This is a genomic window from Methylophaga sp. UBA678, assembly GCF_002299105.1.
In the GTDB taxonomy this organism is placed as follows: Bacteria; Pseudomonadota; Gammaproteobacteria; order Nitrosococcales; family Methylophagaceae; genus Methylophaga; species Methylophaga marina.
In genome coordinates this window covers 18899-35117 of the sequence record NZ_DBNG01000027.1, presented here as the reverse complement: position 1 = coordinate 35117, position 16219 = coordinate 18899, and the positions used below count along the sequence as shown (strand labels likewise).

Genomic DNA, 16219 nt, shown 5'->3' with positions numbered 1-16219 from the left:
ACAGGATTATTGAATGAAATTTTTAGTACTCTTCATTTTGTCTTCATTTTCTGGAACCTTGCTCGCTGAAGATTCAACTCAATTTTTTGAGCGGTGTTTATCAGTAGTGACGGATCTTAAACCTGGCCATGTTATTAAAGTGGAAAGGAAAGTCGAAAATGAAAGAGATGTTTACGAGTTTGATATTCGTGGCATTGATGGGGCTGACTGGGATGTGGAATGCTCAGTAAGAACAGGTAAGGTGTTAGAGGTAGAGCAAGAAGTTGATCATCCTAACCACCCTAAGTTTAAAGCCCACGCCAAAATCAGTGAGGCGGAAGCTCGAGACATTGCTTTGGAAATGTATCCGGGTGAAATCGTGGAAGTGGAATACGAGATAGAAGAAGACGGAAAAGCCACCTATGAATTTGATATTGCCACTCGTGATGGTAAAGAAATGAAAATTGAGATTGACGCTGCTTCAGGGAAAGTTATTGAACAAAATCTGGAACTTTGGCAAGTCGGCTTAGAATAAGGTTTACTCTCAACCGCAGTCATCATTAGTTTGAATGGTACTGCGGTTTTTTTTATTCAAGAAAAACGCATAGAAAGATCCACGGCTTTGATATCTTTTGTCAACGCACCAACGGATATCCTATCTACGCCTGTTTCAGCGATGCTTCTGATATTACTCAATGTGATGCCACCAGAAGCCTCGAGTTCTGATTGGCCTTTATTCAGTGCAACAGCCTGTTTTAATTCATCGATTGTGAAGTTATCTAATAGAATGATATCGGCACCAGCCATTAGCGCTTGCTCTAGTTCTGCTAAGTTTTCTACTTCGACTTCAATAGGCACATTAGCAGATAAAGCTTTTGCCTGATCAACGGCACGCTCTATTGAGCCTGCGGCCATAATATGATTTTCTTTGATGAGAATACCATCATAGAGGCCCACTCTATGATTAAAGCAGCCGCCACATTTGACGGCATATTTTTGAGCGACACGCCACCCCGGAATGGTTTTACGCGTATCCAATATTTTTACGGGCAAAGCAGAAACAGCGTCTGCATAGACAGACGATAGCGTTGCTGTAGCTGATAGAGTCTGTAGAAAATTCATCGCAGTGCGTTCACCAGTCAGTAGGCTTCTGGCTGGTCCATGAAGTTCACACAAGACCGAGTGTGCTTTCACTCTGTCGCCATCCTGTGCTTTCCAATTTATTGAAATTGACGCATCCAGCTGTTCAAACACACTGTTGAACCATTGCATCCCGCAAAGTGTGGCATCTTCCCGAGTGATTAATGTCGCAGTAGCAACTGCGTCAGCAGGAATAAGATTTGCCGTTAAATCCTCTTGTCCGATATCTTCAAGTAAAGATAGTTTAACTTGAGAGGCGATAAATGCAGCGGGCAATGGATTTTCTATTGTCATATCGATATGGTAAAGGCTAAATAGAATAGGGTAACGTGTGTTGCCAGATTAATCCAATATCGTATCCATACCACGAGTGACATCAGTGAAAATAAATAGAGAATCAGGGCTGCTTGAGAACGCAATAATGACACTATCGCCAAATTATGACGAGCGACCGGATAAGAACGATATTTCAGGTATCGTCATACACAACATTAGCCTCCCGCCTGGTGAGTTTGGCGACACGTTTATTGATGATCTTTTTCTTAACAAGCTTGATTGTTCGGCTCACCCATATTTTCAGCAGCTAGAAGGTTTAAAAGTCTCATCCCATCTCCTGATTAGAAGGACAGGGGATATTGTCCAGTTTGTGCCTTTTCATGCGCGAGCTTGGCATGCGGGAGTCTCCCAATGGCAAGGTAGAGAGAGGTGCAATGACTTTACAATAGGGATTGAACTGGAAGGGTGTGATGAGATGCCATTTGAACACCTGCAATATGAGGCGCTCGCTGAAGTCATAATGACATTATGCAAGACCTACCCCATGCTGACTCATGAAAAGATAACAGGACACGAGCATATTGCCCCAGGGCGGAAAACCGATCCTGGTCCTTATTTTGACTGGCAAAAGCTGACAAAAATGTTGGATAGACAGACATAAAAAAAGCCGCCTTTAGGCGGCTCTTTTTATAATTAACCATCAATTATTTTGTGATAGCAATCAACTCAATTTCAAAAATCAAGGTTTCATTAGGACCGATTAAGTTTCCTGCACCACGTGGACCGTAGGCCAGGTTAGCTGGAACAACGATGCGCCATTTAGACCCTTCTTTCATCATTTTCAATGCTTCTTGCCAGCCTTGAATAACACCATTGACTGGGAATGTAGCAGGTTCGCCACGATCATATGAGCTATCGAAAACGGTACCATCGATCAATGTACCTTTATAGTTAGCAATGACTTTGTCATTTTCTGTTGGCGTCGCGCCATCACCTTCTTTCAGGACTTCGTATTGTAGACCGCTATCTGTTGTGACAACGTCATCTTTCTTAGCGTTCTCTTCCATAAATGCTTTAGCTTGAGCTTGTTTCTCATTCATGACTTTAGCTAGCTCTTGCGCTTTTTGGGCTTGGTAAGCTTGAACAACTTGTTCTGCAGTGGCTTGATCAAGTTGAGGTTGCTGGCCAGCCATCATATCGGCAACACCTGCTTTGAAAGCTTCGATATCCAGTTCCACACCTTCTTGCATCATATTTTGACCAACTTGAATACCAAAGATGTAACTAATTTTTTGTTTATCTGTGTCTAATGTTGTGGCGTTGTCAGCAGCCATTACGTTTGCTCCAAATAGTAAAGGTAAAATAGCGAGTGTTTTTAATTTCATATAATGCTCTCAATGTATTTATAAGGTGCGTGCCGATTTTAGTACAATGTTTGTGAACGAAAGTTCATAACCATACGCTAAATCTACAATATTTTCACGACCCCAATGAGGTAATAACTGAGAAAAACACTTGGTTATTAATCTAATTGATACTATAATAGTACCAATTAGGAGGTGCACCAATGTTGCGAATGGGAAAATTAACAGATTATGGCATCGTGCTGATGAGTCACTTTGCGTCTAATCTGCAAGTTCAACATAGTGCACATGCTATTGCTGAAGCAGTGAAAGTACCACTGCCAACGGTTAGAAAAGTTTTAAAGTTATTGTCTCACTCAGGCTTATTAAAGTCAGAAAGAGGCGTTATGGGGGGCTACAGTCTAAGTCGTCACCCCGATGACATCACCGTTGCAGAAATCATCACAGCGATAGAAGGGCCAATTGCGTTGACGGAATGCGTAAGCACAGACAGTCACTGTGATCAGGAAACACACTGTGCCGTGCAAACCAATTGGACCAAAATTAACGACGCTGTTTTCCATGCGTTAGACGAAGTAAAACTATCGGACATGCTGGCCCCGCAGTCTTCTCTCGCGGGCAGCCCGATTAGATTCTATTCATCTTATAACGGGATGAATAAAACAACTTTACAGGATGGTGAGTTCCATGACTGAACAAAGTCAACAACTTGAAGCGATTACGCAGAAAGAATACAAAGCAGGATTTGTTACTGACATCGAAGTAGATAGTCTGCCCCCAGGCTTGAATGAAGATGTCATCAGACAAATCTCTTTTATCAAGAATGAGCCTGAATGGATGCTGGAGTGGCGATTGAAAGCCTATCGTCATTGGTTAACCATGGATACGCCGGAATGGGCACACGTTCATTATCCTGAGATTGACTATCAAGACATCAGTTATTACTCAGCGCCCAAGAAAAAAACAGACGGTCCAAAAAGTCTGGATGAAGTCGATCCCGAGTTATTAAAAACTTATGAAAAACTGGGTGTGCCTCTGGATGAGCGAGCACGTCTGGCAGGTGTCGCTGTCGACGCAGTATTTGATAGTGTCTCTGTTTCAAACACGTTTAAAGACAAATTAGCTGAGCAAGGCATTCTATTTATGCCAATTTCAGAAGCTATCCAAGAGCATCCTGAATTGGTAAAAAAATATATTGGCAGTGTGGTTCCACACAAAGACAATTTTTATGCGGCACTGAACTCAGCCGTTTTTACCGATGGCTCGTTTGTTTATATTCCTAAAGGCGTACGTTGCCCAATGGAGCTATCTACTTATTTCCGTATCAATGCCGCCAATACGGGTCAGTTTGAACGTACATTAATCATTGCCGATGATGACGCTTATGTCAGTTATCTGGAAGGCTGTACCGCGCCAATGCGTGATGAAAATCAGCTTCATGCCGCGGTGGTTGAATTGGTGGCGATGGACCGGGCTGAGATCAAATATTCTACGGTTCAAAACTGGTATCCGGGCGATGAAAATGGCAAAGGCGGCATTTACAACTTTGTCACTAAGCGTGCTGCCTGTCGTGGTGAATCGTCGAAAGTTTCCTGGACACAAGTAGAAACGGGTTCCGCTATTACCTGGAAATATCCAAGTGTAGTTTTACAAGGGGATAATTCGGTCGGTGAATTTTATTCTGTAGCTGTGACGAACAACATGCAGCAAGCCGATACCGGTACCAAAATGATCCACCTGGGTAAGAACACCAGCTCAACGATTATTTCAAAAGGTATTTCTGCCGGTCGTTCGCAGAACGCCTATCGTGGATTGGTAAGAGTCGGGCCTAATGCGGAAAATGCGCGTAATTACACCGAGTGTGACTCTTTATTGATGAGTGACACCTGTGGTGCCCACACTTTCCCTTACATCGAAGTGAAAAATCCGACAGCAAAAGTAGAGCATGAAGCGTCTACCTCAAAAATCAGTGAAGACCAGTTGTTTTATTGTAAACAGCGTGGTCTGGACGCTGAGGACGCGGTGTCAATGATTGTGAATGGCTTTTGCAAACAAGTGATTCGTGAATTACCGATGGAATTCGCTGTAGAAGCACAAAACTTACTTGGTTTGTCATTAGAAGGTTCCGTGGGCTAAGACCCATAAGAGAACTGCGAAACAATATTCAGAAATTTTAGAGAGTGAAGATGTTAACAATTAAAAATTTACACGCCAGCGTTGATGGCAAAGAAATTCTTCGCGGTATAGACATGACAGTGAACCCAGGTGAGGTCCATGCCATCATGGGGCCTAATGGTGCTGGTAAAAGTACGCTGTCCAATGTTTTGGCCGGACGTGATGGCTATGAAATTACTCAAGGTGAAGTCATTTACAAAGGCGAAAACCTATTAGAACTTGAACCTGAAGAGCGTGCTCAACGAGGCGTATTTTTGGCGTTCCAATATCCGGTTGAAATTCCTGGCGTCAGCAATGTGTATTTACTTAAATCTGCATTGAACGCAGTACGTAAGTATCAAGGTCTGGAAGAAGTCGATGCGATGGATTTTCTGACACTGGTGCGCGAGAAAATGAAACTGGTCAAAATGAATGAAGAATTTCTTCATCGTAATGTCAACGAAGGTTTTTCTGGCGGTGAGAAAAAGCGTAATGAAATTCTCCAGATGGCCATACTTGAACCTGCTTTAGCGATTCTTGATGAAACGGACTCAGGACTGGATATCGATGCCTTACGCATTGTGTCAGAAGGCGTGAATGCACTCCGTGCTGAAGATCGCTCTATCGTGATGATTACTCACTATCAGCGTTTATTGGATCATATCGTTCCAGATTTTGTACATGTCTTATCTGAAGGCCGTATCGTCAAATCAGGCGATAAAGAATTGGCAAAAGAACTGGAGAAATCAGGTTATAGCTGGATTCACGACGCACCGGAAGGTGAGACTGCATGAAACAGTTAACTGATATCACCACGCCATTTAGCGATATCGCAGTCGATAACACAATACCGGGTCAACAGCTCGATTGGTTAAAGACGCTGCGTGAACAGGCGCGTGCTCAGTTTCAACGCCATGGTTTACCTTCTAAAAAGGTTGAAGACTGGAAGTACACTTCTTTATGGGCCCTGTCACAAGAGACGTTTACTCACGAAGCTCAAGCCTCTCAGTTAAACGAAACGCGATGCTCAGAAGTTGCCTTGCTGGAATCAGCATATAGATTGGTCATTGTTGATGGTCAATTCAATGCCGAGTTATCTCGTATTGATGACCTTGAGGCAGGCTTAACGCTACTTCCTCTGTCACAAGCCCTATCAATGTCAGAAGCCGTACTGAACCAGCAGATTGATATTGAAAAGCCAGGTTTGAATGCACTGAATACGATGCTGATGAATGAAGGCGCTTATATTCAAGTTAAAGCTGGCAGTAACATCACTAAACCCATTGAACTGTTACTGATTAACACAGGTGAAACTGAAAAGTTGGCCACACACCTTCGTCATGTTATTGATTTGGCTAAAGATGCAGACTTAACGATCGTTGAGCATTATGCCAGTCTGAATGATGAGTCTGTCGGACTGACAGATGTCATCTCAGAAGTGAATCTGGCAGAGAATGCGCGTTTGAATCATTTCAAATTGCAGCATGAATCTTTATCTCATTATCACATTGCCACCTTGGCGGGTAAGCAAGCGAGCACGAGTAGCTGGCATACCAACAACATTTCACTCGGTGCCAAACTGGCCAGAAATGACATTCATAGTCAGCTCTTAGGAGAACAGGCACATGTGACTATGGATGGTATGTATCTGGTTACCGGTAAACAACATGTCGATAACCACACGCGTATCGATCACGCGGTACCGAACACCACCAGTGAAGAAATTTATAAAGGTGTGCTGGATGGCGACAGCCATGCGGTATTTAACGGTAAGGTTATTGTGCATAAAGATGCACAAAAAACAGATGCCAATCAAAGCAACCGTAACTTATTACTGTCACGTACCTGTGAAATCGATACCAAGCCAGAAATGGAAATATACGCTGATGATGTGAAGTGTGGCCATGGTAGTACGGTGGGACAGTTAGATGAACAGCAAATCTTTTTCCTACGTTCACGTGGGCTTGATGAAACGAGTGCGAGAAGTCTACTCACTTATGCGTTTGCCGTAGAAGTGCTCCAGCGAATTGCTGATTTGCCCATTCGCCAAGCTTTATCCAATGTCATTGAAACCCGATTACCGCGAGGTGTGTAGTTCATGACACAATCAACATACAATCTGGCTGAGTCGATGCTGACTGATTTCGATATTGCAGCTATTCGCCGTGATTTTCCTATTCTAAATCAACAGGTCAATGGTCATTCTCTTGTTTATTTAGATAATGCGGCCAGTAGTCAAAAACCCGTACAGGTTATTGAAGCCGTTGATCAGTATTACCGTCTTGATAATGCCAATGTCCATCGTGGCGTTCATCGATTGAGCCAACGTGCGACAGATGCCTATGAAGGCGCTAGAAGTAAAGTTAGGGGCTTTTTGAACGCGTCATCAGATAAAGAAATTATCTTTGTCAGAGGTGCTACAGAAGCGATCAATTTAGTGGCTCAAAGTTTTGTCAGACCACAATTGCAAGCAGGTGATGAAATTCTCATCAGCTATTTGGAGCATCACGCTAATATCGTGCCCTGGCAAATGGTGTGTGAACAAACTGGTGCTAAGCTAAAAGTCATCCCCATGACAGAGTCTGGTGAGTTGGATTTATCAGAGTTTGATGCCTTGTTGACGAATAAAACAAAAATCATGGCGGTAGGTCAGGTGTCTAATGCGCTGGGTACGGTGAATCCCGTTAAGCAAATGACACAAAAAGCGAAAGCCAAAGGTATTCCTGTATTAATTGACGGCGCCCAAGCCGTGCCACATATGCAGGTGGACGTGCAGGAACTGGATTGTGATTTTTATGTGTTCTCAGGCCATAAAATGTATGCACCGACAGGTATTGGTGCACTCTATGGAAAACAGGCTCTATTAGAAGCTATGCCACCATGGCAGGGTGGTGGCGATATGATTCTGTCGGTCAGTTTTGAGCACACAGAATATAATTCATTGCCTTATAAATTCGAAGCGGGTACACCTCACATTGCTGGTGCTGTGGGGTTAGGTGCAGCAATTGATTATATGCAGTCAATAGGGGTGGATAAACTCGCCGCTTATGAACATGCTCTGCTTGAATTAGCGACCGATAAATTATCAGCCATCGAAGGTATCCGCATAATCGGTACCGCAGAACACAAAGCCAGTGTTTTGTCCTTTATGATTGAAGATGTTCATCCTCATGATGTCGGTACTATTTTTGATCAGGAAGGGGTGGCAATCCGTGCAGGTCATCACTGTGCTCAGCCTGTTATGCAGTATTACGGTATTGCAGCAACTGCTCGTGCTTCATTTGCTTTTTACAATACAGAGCAAGAAGTTGATGCACTGGTTAAAGCTATCCATACCACACAGGAGTTATTTGCCTGATGAGTGATTTACGCGATCTTTATCAACAAGTGATCATGGATCACAAAAAAAAGCCTCGTAATTTCAGAGAAATTGCAGACGCGAATCACATGGCACATGGTAATAACCCATTATGTGGTGATGCCTTGGTTGTTTACGTGAAAATGAATGGCGACGTGATTGATGATGTCAGCTTCCAGGGCAGTGGTTGTGCTATCTCTGTTGCCTCTGCTTCACTGATGACGGAGAGCCTGAAAGGTAAAACGTTAGCTGAAGCAGAAGTATTGTATGACAACGTGCACAAAGCATTAACAGGAGAAGATGATACTGCTGAACTCAGCGGCAAACTCCAAGTACTGGCTGGCGTTAAAGAGTTTCCTGCACGCGTTAAATGTGCAACATTGTCATGGCATACCGTTCACGCTGCCGTAGACAATGATCATGATATTTCAGTTTCAACAGAATAAAAGGGCAGGTTTATGAACGATCAATATCAAATCAGCTCGGAACAGTTAAAAGAAGACGTCATAGAGGTATTAAAAACTATCTATGATCCGGAAATCCCCATCAATATTTACGAACTGGGCCTAATTTACGATATTCAGATAAGTACTTCAGGTAATGTGAGTATCGATATGACGTTAACAGCACCAGGTTGTCCAGTTGCTCAAACATTTCCAGGGGATGTTGAATCTCGCGTCATGTCTGTTCCGGGTGTCAAAAAAGCGCATGTCGAACTAGTCTGGGAACCACAATGGACGAAAGATATGATGACGGAAGCGGCACAGTTACAGTTAGGCATGTTCTAACGCGCTACACTCATCTTTGATGGTATTAAATCCCTTATCTCTAGGATAAATGGCTTGTGCTCTCTCATTAAGAGCACAAGCTTTTTTTTCATCTTTCAAATCAAGACGCGATCGAATGGCTAACCTAAACAGGTTAATGTGTGGGTTTCGATTTAGTTCATTTTCTACCCAGTCAGCGAAAATCTCAATATTGTCGCGAATACCGATCTGTCGGCTTTGTTCATAAAGTAACGACATCGTCACTTGTGTCGCTAAGTCTCGGAAATACGGATTATCCATAGCCATATCGAACACCTGTTCAGGATCAGAACGCTTTAATAAATAATCACGAAATTCCAAGTTAGCCAGCATACTGTGAGTAAAGAATGCGACTGCTACAACCCCACCAATCCCTGACAAGCCTTTGAGGCTGGTATTCGCGGCTATTGATAACTGTTTTTCATATTTCACACGTGATGGATAAAACACCACAAACAATAAGACAAGCATGATGAACCAATGCAGGGAGGAAATATAAAAAGGTAATTCAACCTGTGTGTGAAGTATGATAGGCAATAACAAAGCGGCATATGCGTAACGTCGACTCATGGGTAAATACCACAGCATTTTTAATAATGCCACACCAAAAAGTATCAACCCGATACCAGCTAACAGTCCGCCTTCTACCAGCCAGTAGATGATTTCATTATGTGGATGTGAAACACGTTGTGAGGGTAGTGTGGCATCAGGATGATGCTCATAAAAATCAGGTTTTGCTGATTGCCATACACGAGCAAAACTGCCGATTCCATGACCATAAATTGGGCTCTCTTTGACCAGGTCAAAACTGATTGTATAAATACCTAACCTCGCATCACCCGAATAACCAGCGTTTATGGCAGCGGTTTTTTCGCCTATTGAGCTTAGCCCTTTATCTGTGTCAATTTGATGCGTAGCAATGATAGCCAGACTCATAACTAAAATCACTGATCCCCAACGTTTTTTATTGGTCTGGATATATTTCCAACGACTTAGCACAAAAAGAGGGAATGCCAGTAAAAAACCTAAAATAGCGACTCTCGATCCACTGAAGCTAACAACAAAGGTAGAACTGAAAATGGCGATGAATAATAAGGTCATCATTGACCAGTGTGTAGATTTGGTAATTGGACGGGTCAGTAGCCAAAATACCAGCATCAGACTGGTGACCTGAAAGCTCGCGTGGTTATTTATCTGCTGAAAAGTACCGGTGGGTTCACCCTGTTGATTCACCGGAAGCCAGCCCGGTAAGTCATTCACATACAGTATCTGAGCAATGCCAATAATGGCATGCAATACACTAGCAATAATGATCCACAAAAGTATCTGATCGATTTTTTTAGGTGTGAAATTAAACTGGAATAGTGAAAAGAAAAATAACACGCCACCCCAGATATAAAATAACCTCAGAAACCACTCTGTCGAGTTAACTACGCCTGCGGCCACACCAGAGAATAGCGCCATTACAGGGAATGCCAATAACAGCCATGTAAAGCGGGGCAAAATAATGTGCTCAGATCGACTAAATCGATATAAACCATAAAAGCCAATCAGACTACCGAATAACCACACCAGAATATTGTTTGGGATTCGCATACCACTGCCACCAATATTCGCATGAAAGTAGAGTGAGCTCATAAGCAATAGAACGAATAATATGAAAAATGAACTTGTTTTATGGTTTGCTCTTATAGAAGTCATAGTTATTAATTCAGAAGAGGGGGCAGCATTTCATTGAATGGTTTTTCGGATAGCAAATACAAATATGTGGACGAACCTTTCTGAGATGCAGGACTTAGTGCATCAGTGTCGATCCAAGATTTTAACCACTGCCCATTTACCGTCTGCCCATTTAATTCCACGACTTTATTGGATCGGTTAAAAAGACTTATAACAGTTATGTAATAGTTGCCGCGTTTCCAGCTAGCTTTTGGAACAGTTTTAATGGCAGGGTCATTAAAAAGTCCTGCCGCTATGCTAATAATACTGATTGGCTCGTATAGATTATTTTCAACACGCTCAATCATAGGCAAAGCTATGGTTTTAGATGCGTAAGCTTGCATTTCTTGAAACAATTGGGTTTGTGATGGTTCAGGACTAATGTGACGGGTATCTATAAGCAGACCATCACCGATGAATTGATTTGGTAGTGGAGGGGGCTCAGGGAATTCACGGTTGTAACCTTTATAGAACGCATTTTCGGTCTGACGAATATTTTCACTTTGTTCTGGTGTATTGATTATGCGAGGCGTGATGAGTAGAACGGTTTCACTTTCTTCCTCACTTTCAGTTGTGCTTCGGAACAGTCGACCGAGAACTGGAATTTCACCCAGCACAGGCACTTGCCGTTGTTGGTTATTTTTTGAAGTGCGAATAAGCCCGCCGATGGCTACGGTTAAGTTGTCTTTGGCCATGACCGTGCCTGTCAGGCGTGATGTATCAATGGTATCGATGGGGAGTTCAAGGGCATTACCGCTATCATCAACAATAGGAATCGACCCACCTCCATTCACAATAGATGAACTTTCTTGCTCAATCTCCAACTCAACGGTTTTATCCGAATTGATGCGAGGAGTAATTCTTAAGGTAATGCCGATTTCTTCCAACTCCGTCTCTGTTTCGACATAAGCTGGAGAAACCACAATGCCATTAGCAATGGTAGCTGACTGAAAGGTGAACCCTCTTGTTAATACGGCTTCCTGGCCAATAAAGAGCTCTGCCTCACGATGATTGGAGGCGACCACCATCGGATTGGACAGTACCTTTAAGCGGTTATTACGTTCCAAAAATTCAATATTGGCTCGCAGACGACTGTTCAAAAACTCGTATACAAAGGTGCCCGTGTTTGGCAGTGCATTATTACCAAATAACACAGGTTGTTGAGATTGATTACTGCCAGAAGGTTGTAATTCAAAATTGAAAATAGAGTTAAAGTCTTCACCCAACAGGACGTTGAGAATTTTCATCTCTAACATGACCTGTGGCACAGGGATATCCATACGTTTCACCAGACTGGTGATGGACTGAATTACTCGCTTGTCATCAGTTCGGACGATGATCATATTGTGCTCATTATTGACCGTCACATAGATAGGCTGAGCTTGAACAGTCACCTGTTGAAGTGTTTCGTTATCCAAAACATTTGACATGACGCCTTGTGCATTCGGCTGAGTCAATCGGGCGAGTTGATCGACGGTTAAGTCTGTCTGACCAATCTGACTACCAGCAGCAATCAGGTTATTATTCCGACCGCCGCTACCACTCAGGCTTCGACTGTTTCTAACACTATTTCCACCGCTGCTGCGACTGCTACGGCTGCTACCTCCACTGATCGTGCGTTCACCTGGTTCACGTCCCAAGGAGAGTAAAACCCGTTGGCCATACAAATCTTCAATGGCCTCTGCGACGATTTGAACGTTGGCATTAAGTAAGGTAAAAACTTCAATATGGTCACTTTCTCTGACGATGAGATCCTGGCTATATTCTTCTCGCGTCATAATCCGATACGTATTGGTATCGTCATCATAGCGATACCACAGATCACTGATACGGCATATTGACTTGACCGCATCAAGAACCGTTGTATTTTTGAGATGGATTGTGACCCGTTTTTCAGTAGCCTCAGGTGTCGCAATTATATTGCTATCACTGAGTTCTGAAAGGGTCCGAATAACATCAATCAATCGTGTATCGCTGTATTCGATCTCACTGATTTTGGCTGCCGCATGTCCGCTACAGATGTTCAGAAAATAAAATAAAATGGCCGTTGTTAGTCGTGCCCAAAATCTAAGCCTAATCATTATCTAAGTACTCTTACTGTGCCTAATATGCCTGTCTCAACAGTGATGCTGAGTCGGCTAATATTTGTGATACGAATAGCATTGCGTGGCTGAGAGGGATCGATATTGATTTCATCGCCCTCTTTGACCATATGCACTTTATCTTTACCAATCTGAATCAAGGCCATTGGCTTATCACCATCATCACTCTCGATGTAGCCTTTGAAGATTAATTCGGGGACGGTGAATTCACCTCGGCCACGTTGAAAACCAGAACCAAACGCGCCATTGTTTTGCTGAAAGGCTGAGCCATGTTCGCTATAACTTGTCTGTGGATCGCTAAACGGATCTCTTAATAACGGGCGTGAGATGCTAGCCTGTGTGTCGACCGCGGTTAAACTTTGCCAGTCAGATATCGCAACTCTGGCATTTGGGTTTGCCAAAGCAATCTGAGTGACTAATAACAAGCTAAAAAAACAGCAACTTTTCATTTGTTTATCCAGACATGGAGAACATAGATTTGAAAAAGGCGTAATAGACATAGCCAACAATCCCGCCAATTAGGAGAATAGCTGCAGGTTCAGTTGCCGCCGCAATCGCTTTAGTGATGTTGCGAATCTTTTCTTCGTAAAACTGACCAGCATCTCGCATGATGGGAATCATGCTGCCACTTCGTTCACCCACCAGCACCATTTGTTGAATAAGTTCTTCGATATAGGGCTTATGAAAACTTTTCCCCATATCATCACCACGCAAAATGCTTTCTGATGCAGCGATGATATTTCCCGATATGGCTGTGTTACGGATAAGGTCACCGATGATTTCCAATGACTTCACTACCGAAACACCACTTTGTAATAGGGTGGATAAGCCCCAGGTGATCTGAGACATGGCACTGGCCGATATCATCGAGCCGACAAGCGGAATTTTTAACAGAAAGATATCAATGTAAAGACGGCCTTCACGAGTGGAGTAGGTATAAATAATGCCACCAATAACCACAATAAAAACAACGAGTAACACATACCATTGTGTGGTGAGGAAGTTGGCAATGCCCATCAACTGAAGCATTTCTGGAGGCGGGGTTCTGCCGCTGCGTTCAAAAAAACCAGCAAACTTTGGAATAACCGTCATCATCATGAAAATGAACACACCGATAGTCATCAACAAGACTACAATCGGGTAGGTCATGGTAGATATTAACTGTGTTTTAATTTCATGTTTGCGTTCCATAAAATCTGCAATACGCAGTAAGGCTGGTTCTAGTTCACCGCTGTTTTCAGCACTTCGAATCATATGCAAAGCCATCGGCCCAAAAATAGATTCAAATCGTTCCAGTGCCTGAGAAAATGACTTACCAGAGCTGATATCGTCATTAAGGGCATTCACTATCTGACGTAACTTGCCTCGTTGGATATGGCTGAGAATAGTTAACGCTTCAGTGACAGACAGGCCTGACCGAAACATCAATGCCATTTGTCTAAAGAAAAAGACTTTTTGAGACGTTTTCACCGGAAGGTAGGTGAGCACCTGATCCCAAGCTTGATTCAGACCTTGAATAGAGAGAGCTTGGCTGCCATCTTCAGCCACCCGAATTTGTGTGGCGAAGATGCCTTTTTTCTGCAACTTAGTGACGACAGCGTTTTGATCAGCGGCTTGAATGAAGCCCCGTTTGGTATCACCCGCACTGGTTAGACCATGATATTCATAGCGCATGAGCCGTTACTCCCATTCTCATGCCGCATCCTCTTCAGAAAAGAGGGCGAGTAAACCTAGACGACGCATTTCATCAAAGGTGGTTAAGCCAGCTAATACTTTTTCTTTGCCATCTTCGGCAAGGCTAGTGAAGTGCTTCGCACGTTTACGTAAAGTGAGTTCGTCTACATTTTCTGTAATTAATGCTTCGACCTCATCATCAACCCAGAATGTCTCAAACAGGGCAATACGACCTTGATATCCACTGCCACCACATATCGGGCAGCCCACTGGAGACCATAATTCGACCTCACTGTCTTCAGGCAGACTGAGCGCTTTTAATTGATCCTCATCAGCCATGCCCGGTTTTTTACAATGCTGACACAAGCGACGCGCCAGACGTTGAGCGATGACGCCGAGTAAGCTTGAACCAATCAGAAAGGGTTCCAGACCAATATCTTTCAGGCGAGTCACACTCGATATCGCGGAGTTGGTGTGCAAGGTGGATAACACTAGATGGCCCGTTGTTGCCGCTTTAAGAGCCACTTCACCGGTTTCGGTATCGCGAATCTCACCGACCATAATCACATCAGGATCATGACGAAGAAAACTACGCAGGGCAGAGGCGAAGTTCACCTTGGCATTCATCTGTACTTGTGAAATACCATCAATCACCATCTCTACCGGATCTTCTGCGGTGAGAATGTTGATTTCCTCACGTTGAAGTTGGGAAAGGGCGGCATACAATGTGGTGGACTTACCGCTACCGGTTGGACCAGTAATTAAAATAATGCCGTGCGGTTGTTGGATAATCTCGCTGAACTGTTCTAAGGCATGGTCTGACATGCCAAGCTGTTGCAAGGTAAATAATTGATTATCGGTGCCGAGTAATCGAATCGTGACACGTTCGCCAAACTTAGTTGGGGCGGTCGCAATACGAAGATCAAAATCATTGCCCATAGGCGTTCGGTGATTAGCGCCGCCATCCTGTGGCATTCTATTTTCAGCGATATCGAGATTAGACATGACCTTGATACGGCTAATCAGTGACACACCTTCTTCAGGTAAATAGCGGCGGCCATATTCTTGTAAACTGCCATCAATACGAAGTCTAACCAAATAATAGTTTTCAAGCGCTTCGATATGAATATCTGAAGCACGATTGAGATAGGCTTCATTCAGTAGTTCTGATACTTCTGACACAGCATCAAAACTCAACAAGTTCTGGGAATGCGACAACTGCTGCAGCTGATAATCCATGGTGGCTTTATCAGTGACACACAGCTGATAGTCTGCTTTGACTATCCGGCCTAACTGATTTTTTAAAACCGGATTATCTGGACTATCGGTGACAACAGAGAGTACTGATTTGTCATCGTTAGTGGTGTGGATAGGCAAAATACGCAGTTGTCTGCACAATGTCGGTGACAGGCGTTGTAAACGTTTTTCGTCTAGCAGGCATTGCGCGGGACGGATAAATGGGTAGCCATTTAATGCTGCAAACGCATGGATAAATCGGTTCAGAGGAATACGCAGTTGATAACACAAGGTCGATAGTTCTTCACGCTGCAAGCGACGTGCTTCCTTGCGTGCCGTTTCATATTGCTCACTGGTGATCAGGCCTTGTTCTAAGGCGGCGCTGATCAATGCTTTATCTCTAATCGCCAT

General features: G+C 43.4%; 16 protein-coding genes. 9 read left to right on the top strand and 7 right to left on the bottom strand.

Annotated features, from left to right (window positions below; translation table 11 throughout):
• The first annotated feature begins 13 nt into the window (after positions 1–13).
• Complete coding sequence (locus tag B3014_RS13120) at positions 14–514, top strand: PepSY domain-containing protein (protein WP_289244934.1); 501 nt, start codon at positions 14–16, stop codon at positions 512–514.
• Positions 515–570: 56 nt separating this feature from the next.
• On the opposite strand, the gene nadC is transcribed toward B3014_RS13120, so the two are convergent.
• Positions 571–1413, bottom strand: a complete 843-nt coding sequence (nadC, locus tag B3014_RS13115; protein ID WP_289244933.1) for a carboxylating nicotinate-nucleotide diphosphorylase — start codon at positions 1411–1413, stop codon at positions 571–573.
• Positions 1414–1498: 85 nt separating this feature from the next.
• On the opposite strand from nadC, the gene ampD reads away from it, so the two are divergent.
• Positions 1499–2056 carry a 1,6-anhydro-N-acetylmuramyl-L-alanine amidase AmpD gene (gene ampD, locus B3014_RS13110; protein WP_289244932.1) on the top strand — a complete coding sequence of 186 codons (558 nt, stop codon included), beginning with the start codon at positions 1499–1501 and terminating at the stop codon, positions 2054–2056.
• Positions 2057–2099: 43 nt separating this feature from the next.
• Here the strand turns inward: ampD and B3014_RS13105 are convergent, their stop codons facing one another.
• The gene (locus tag B3014_RS13105) at positions 2100–2780 is read right to left on the bottom strand and encodes an FKBP-type peptidyl-prolyl cis-trans isomerase (protein WP_289244931.1); all 681 of its coding nucleotides are present in this window, start codon (positions 2778–2780) and stop codon (positions 2100–2102) included.
• Between the two features lie 182 nt (positions 2781–2962).
• On the opposite strand from B3014_RS13105, the gene B3014_RS13100 reads away from it, so the two are divergent.
• Genes B3014_RS13100 through B3014_RS13070 form a run of 7 tightly spaced genes read left to right on the top strand, consistent with a single transcriptional unit; the run spans position 2963 to position 9059 of the window.
• A complete protein-coding gene (locus B3014_RS13100) occupies positions 2963–3454 on the top strand; it encodes an SUF system Fe-S cluster assembly regulator (protein ID WP_289244930.1) in 492 nt (163 codons plus the stop codon).
• A complete protein-coding gene (gene sufB / locus B3014_RS13095) occupies positions 3447–4895 on the top strand; it encodes a Fe-S cluster assembly protein SufB (RefSeq protein ID WP_286305018.1) in 1449 nt (482 codons plus the stop codon). Before B3014_RS13100 ends, sufB begins: the two co-directional genes overlap by 8 nt.
• A gap of 50 nt (positions 4896–4945) precedes the next feature.
• Positions 4946–5707: a Fe-S cluster assembly ATPase SufC gene (gene sufC, locus B3014_RS13090; protein ID WP_286305017.1), complete on the top strand. Its 762-nt coding sequence runs from the start codon at positions 4946–4948 to the stop codon at positions 5705–5707.
• On the top strand, positions 5704–7008 hold the full coding sequence (sufD, locus tag B3014_RS13085; protein WP_289244929.1) for a Fe-S cluster assembly protein SufD: 1305 nt from the start codon (positions 5704–5706) through the stop codon (positions 7006–7008). The genes sufC and sufD overlap by 4 nt, the downstream gene beginning before the upstream one ends.
• A gap of 3 nt (positions 7009–7011) precedes the next feature.
• On the top strand, positions 7012–8271 hold the full coding sequence (locus B3014_RS13080; protein ID WP_286305015.1) for a cysteine desulfurase: 1260 nt from the start codon (positions 7012–7014) through the stop codon (positions 8269–8271).
• Complete coding sequence (gene sufU / locus B3014_RS13075) at positions 8271–8717, top strand: Fe-S cluster assembly sulfur transfer protein SufU (protein WP_289244928.1); 447 nt, start codon at positions 8271–8273, stop codon at positions 8715–8717. The genes B3014_RS13080 and sufU overlap by 1 nt, the downstream gene beginning before the upstream one ends.
• Positions 8718–8729: 12 nt before the next feature.
• Positions 8730–9059: an SUF system Fe-S cluster assembly protein gene (locus B3014_RS13070; RefSeq protein WP_289244927.1), complete on the top strand. Its 330-nt coding sequence runs from the start codon at positions 8730–8732 to the stop codon at positions 9057–9059.
• On the opposite strand, the gene B3014_RS13065 is transcribed toward B3014_RS13070, so the two are convergent.
• The 5 genes from B3014_RS13065 to B3014_RS13045 form a co-directional block, all read right to left on the bottom strand.
• Entirely contained in the window at positions 9045–10673 is a 1629-nt protein-coding gene (locus tag B3014_RS13065) for a PglL family O-oligosaccharyltransferase (protein WP_289287006.1), read from the bottom strand. The two genes, B3014_RS13070 and B3014_RS13065, sit on opposite strands and share 15 nt — an antisense overlap.
• Before the next feature lie 110 nt (positions 10674–10783).
• Positions 10784–12877, bottom strand: coding sequence for a type II secretion system protein GspD (locus tag B3014_RS13060; protein ID WP_289244925.1), 2094 nt, complete (start codon positions 12875–12877; stop codon positions 10784–10786).
• Complete coding sequence (locus B3014_RS13055) at positions 12877–13347, bottom strand: hypothetical protein (protein ID WP_289244924.1); 471 nt, start codon at positions 13345–13347, stop codon at positions 12877–12879. The genes B3014_RS13060 and B3014_RS13055 overlap by 1 nt, the downstream gene beginning before the upstream one ends.
• A gap of 4 nt (positions 13348–13351) precedes the next feature.
• Positions 13352–14572, bottom strand: coding sequence for a type II secretion system F family protein (locus tag B3014_RS13050; protein ID WP_289244923.1), 1221 nt, complete (start codon positions 14570–14572; stop codon positions 13352–13354).
• Between the two features lie 18 nt (positions 14573–14590).
• Positions 14591–16219 carry a GspE/PulE family protein gene (locus B3014_RS13045; protein WP_289244922.1) on the bottom strand — a complete coding sequence of 543 codons (1629 nt, stop codon included), beginning with the start codon at positions 16217–16219 and terminating at the stop codon, positions 14591–14593.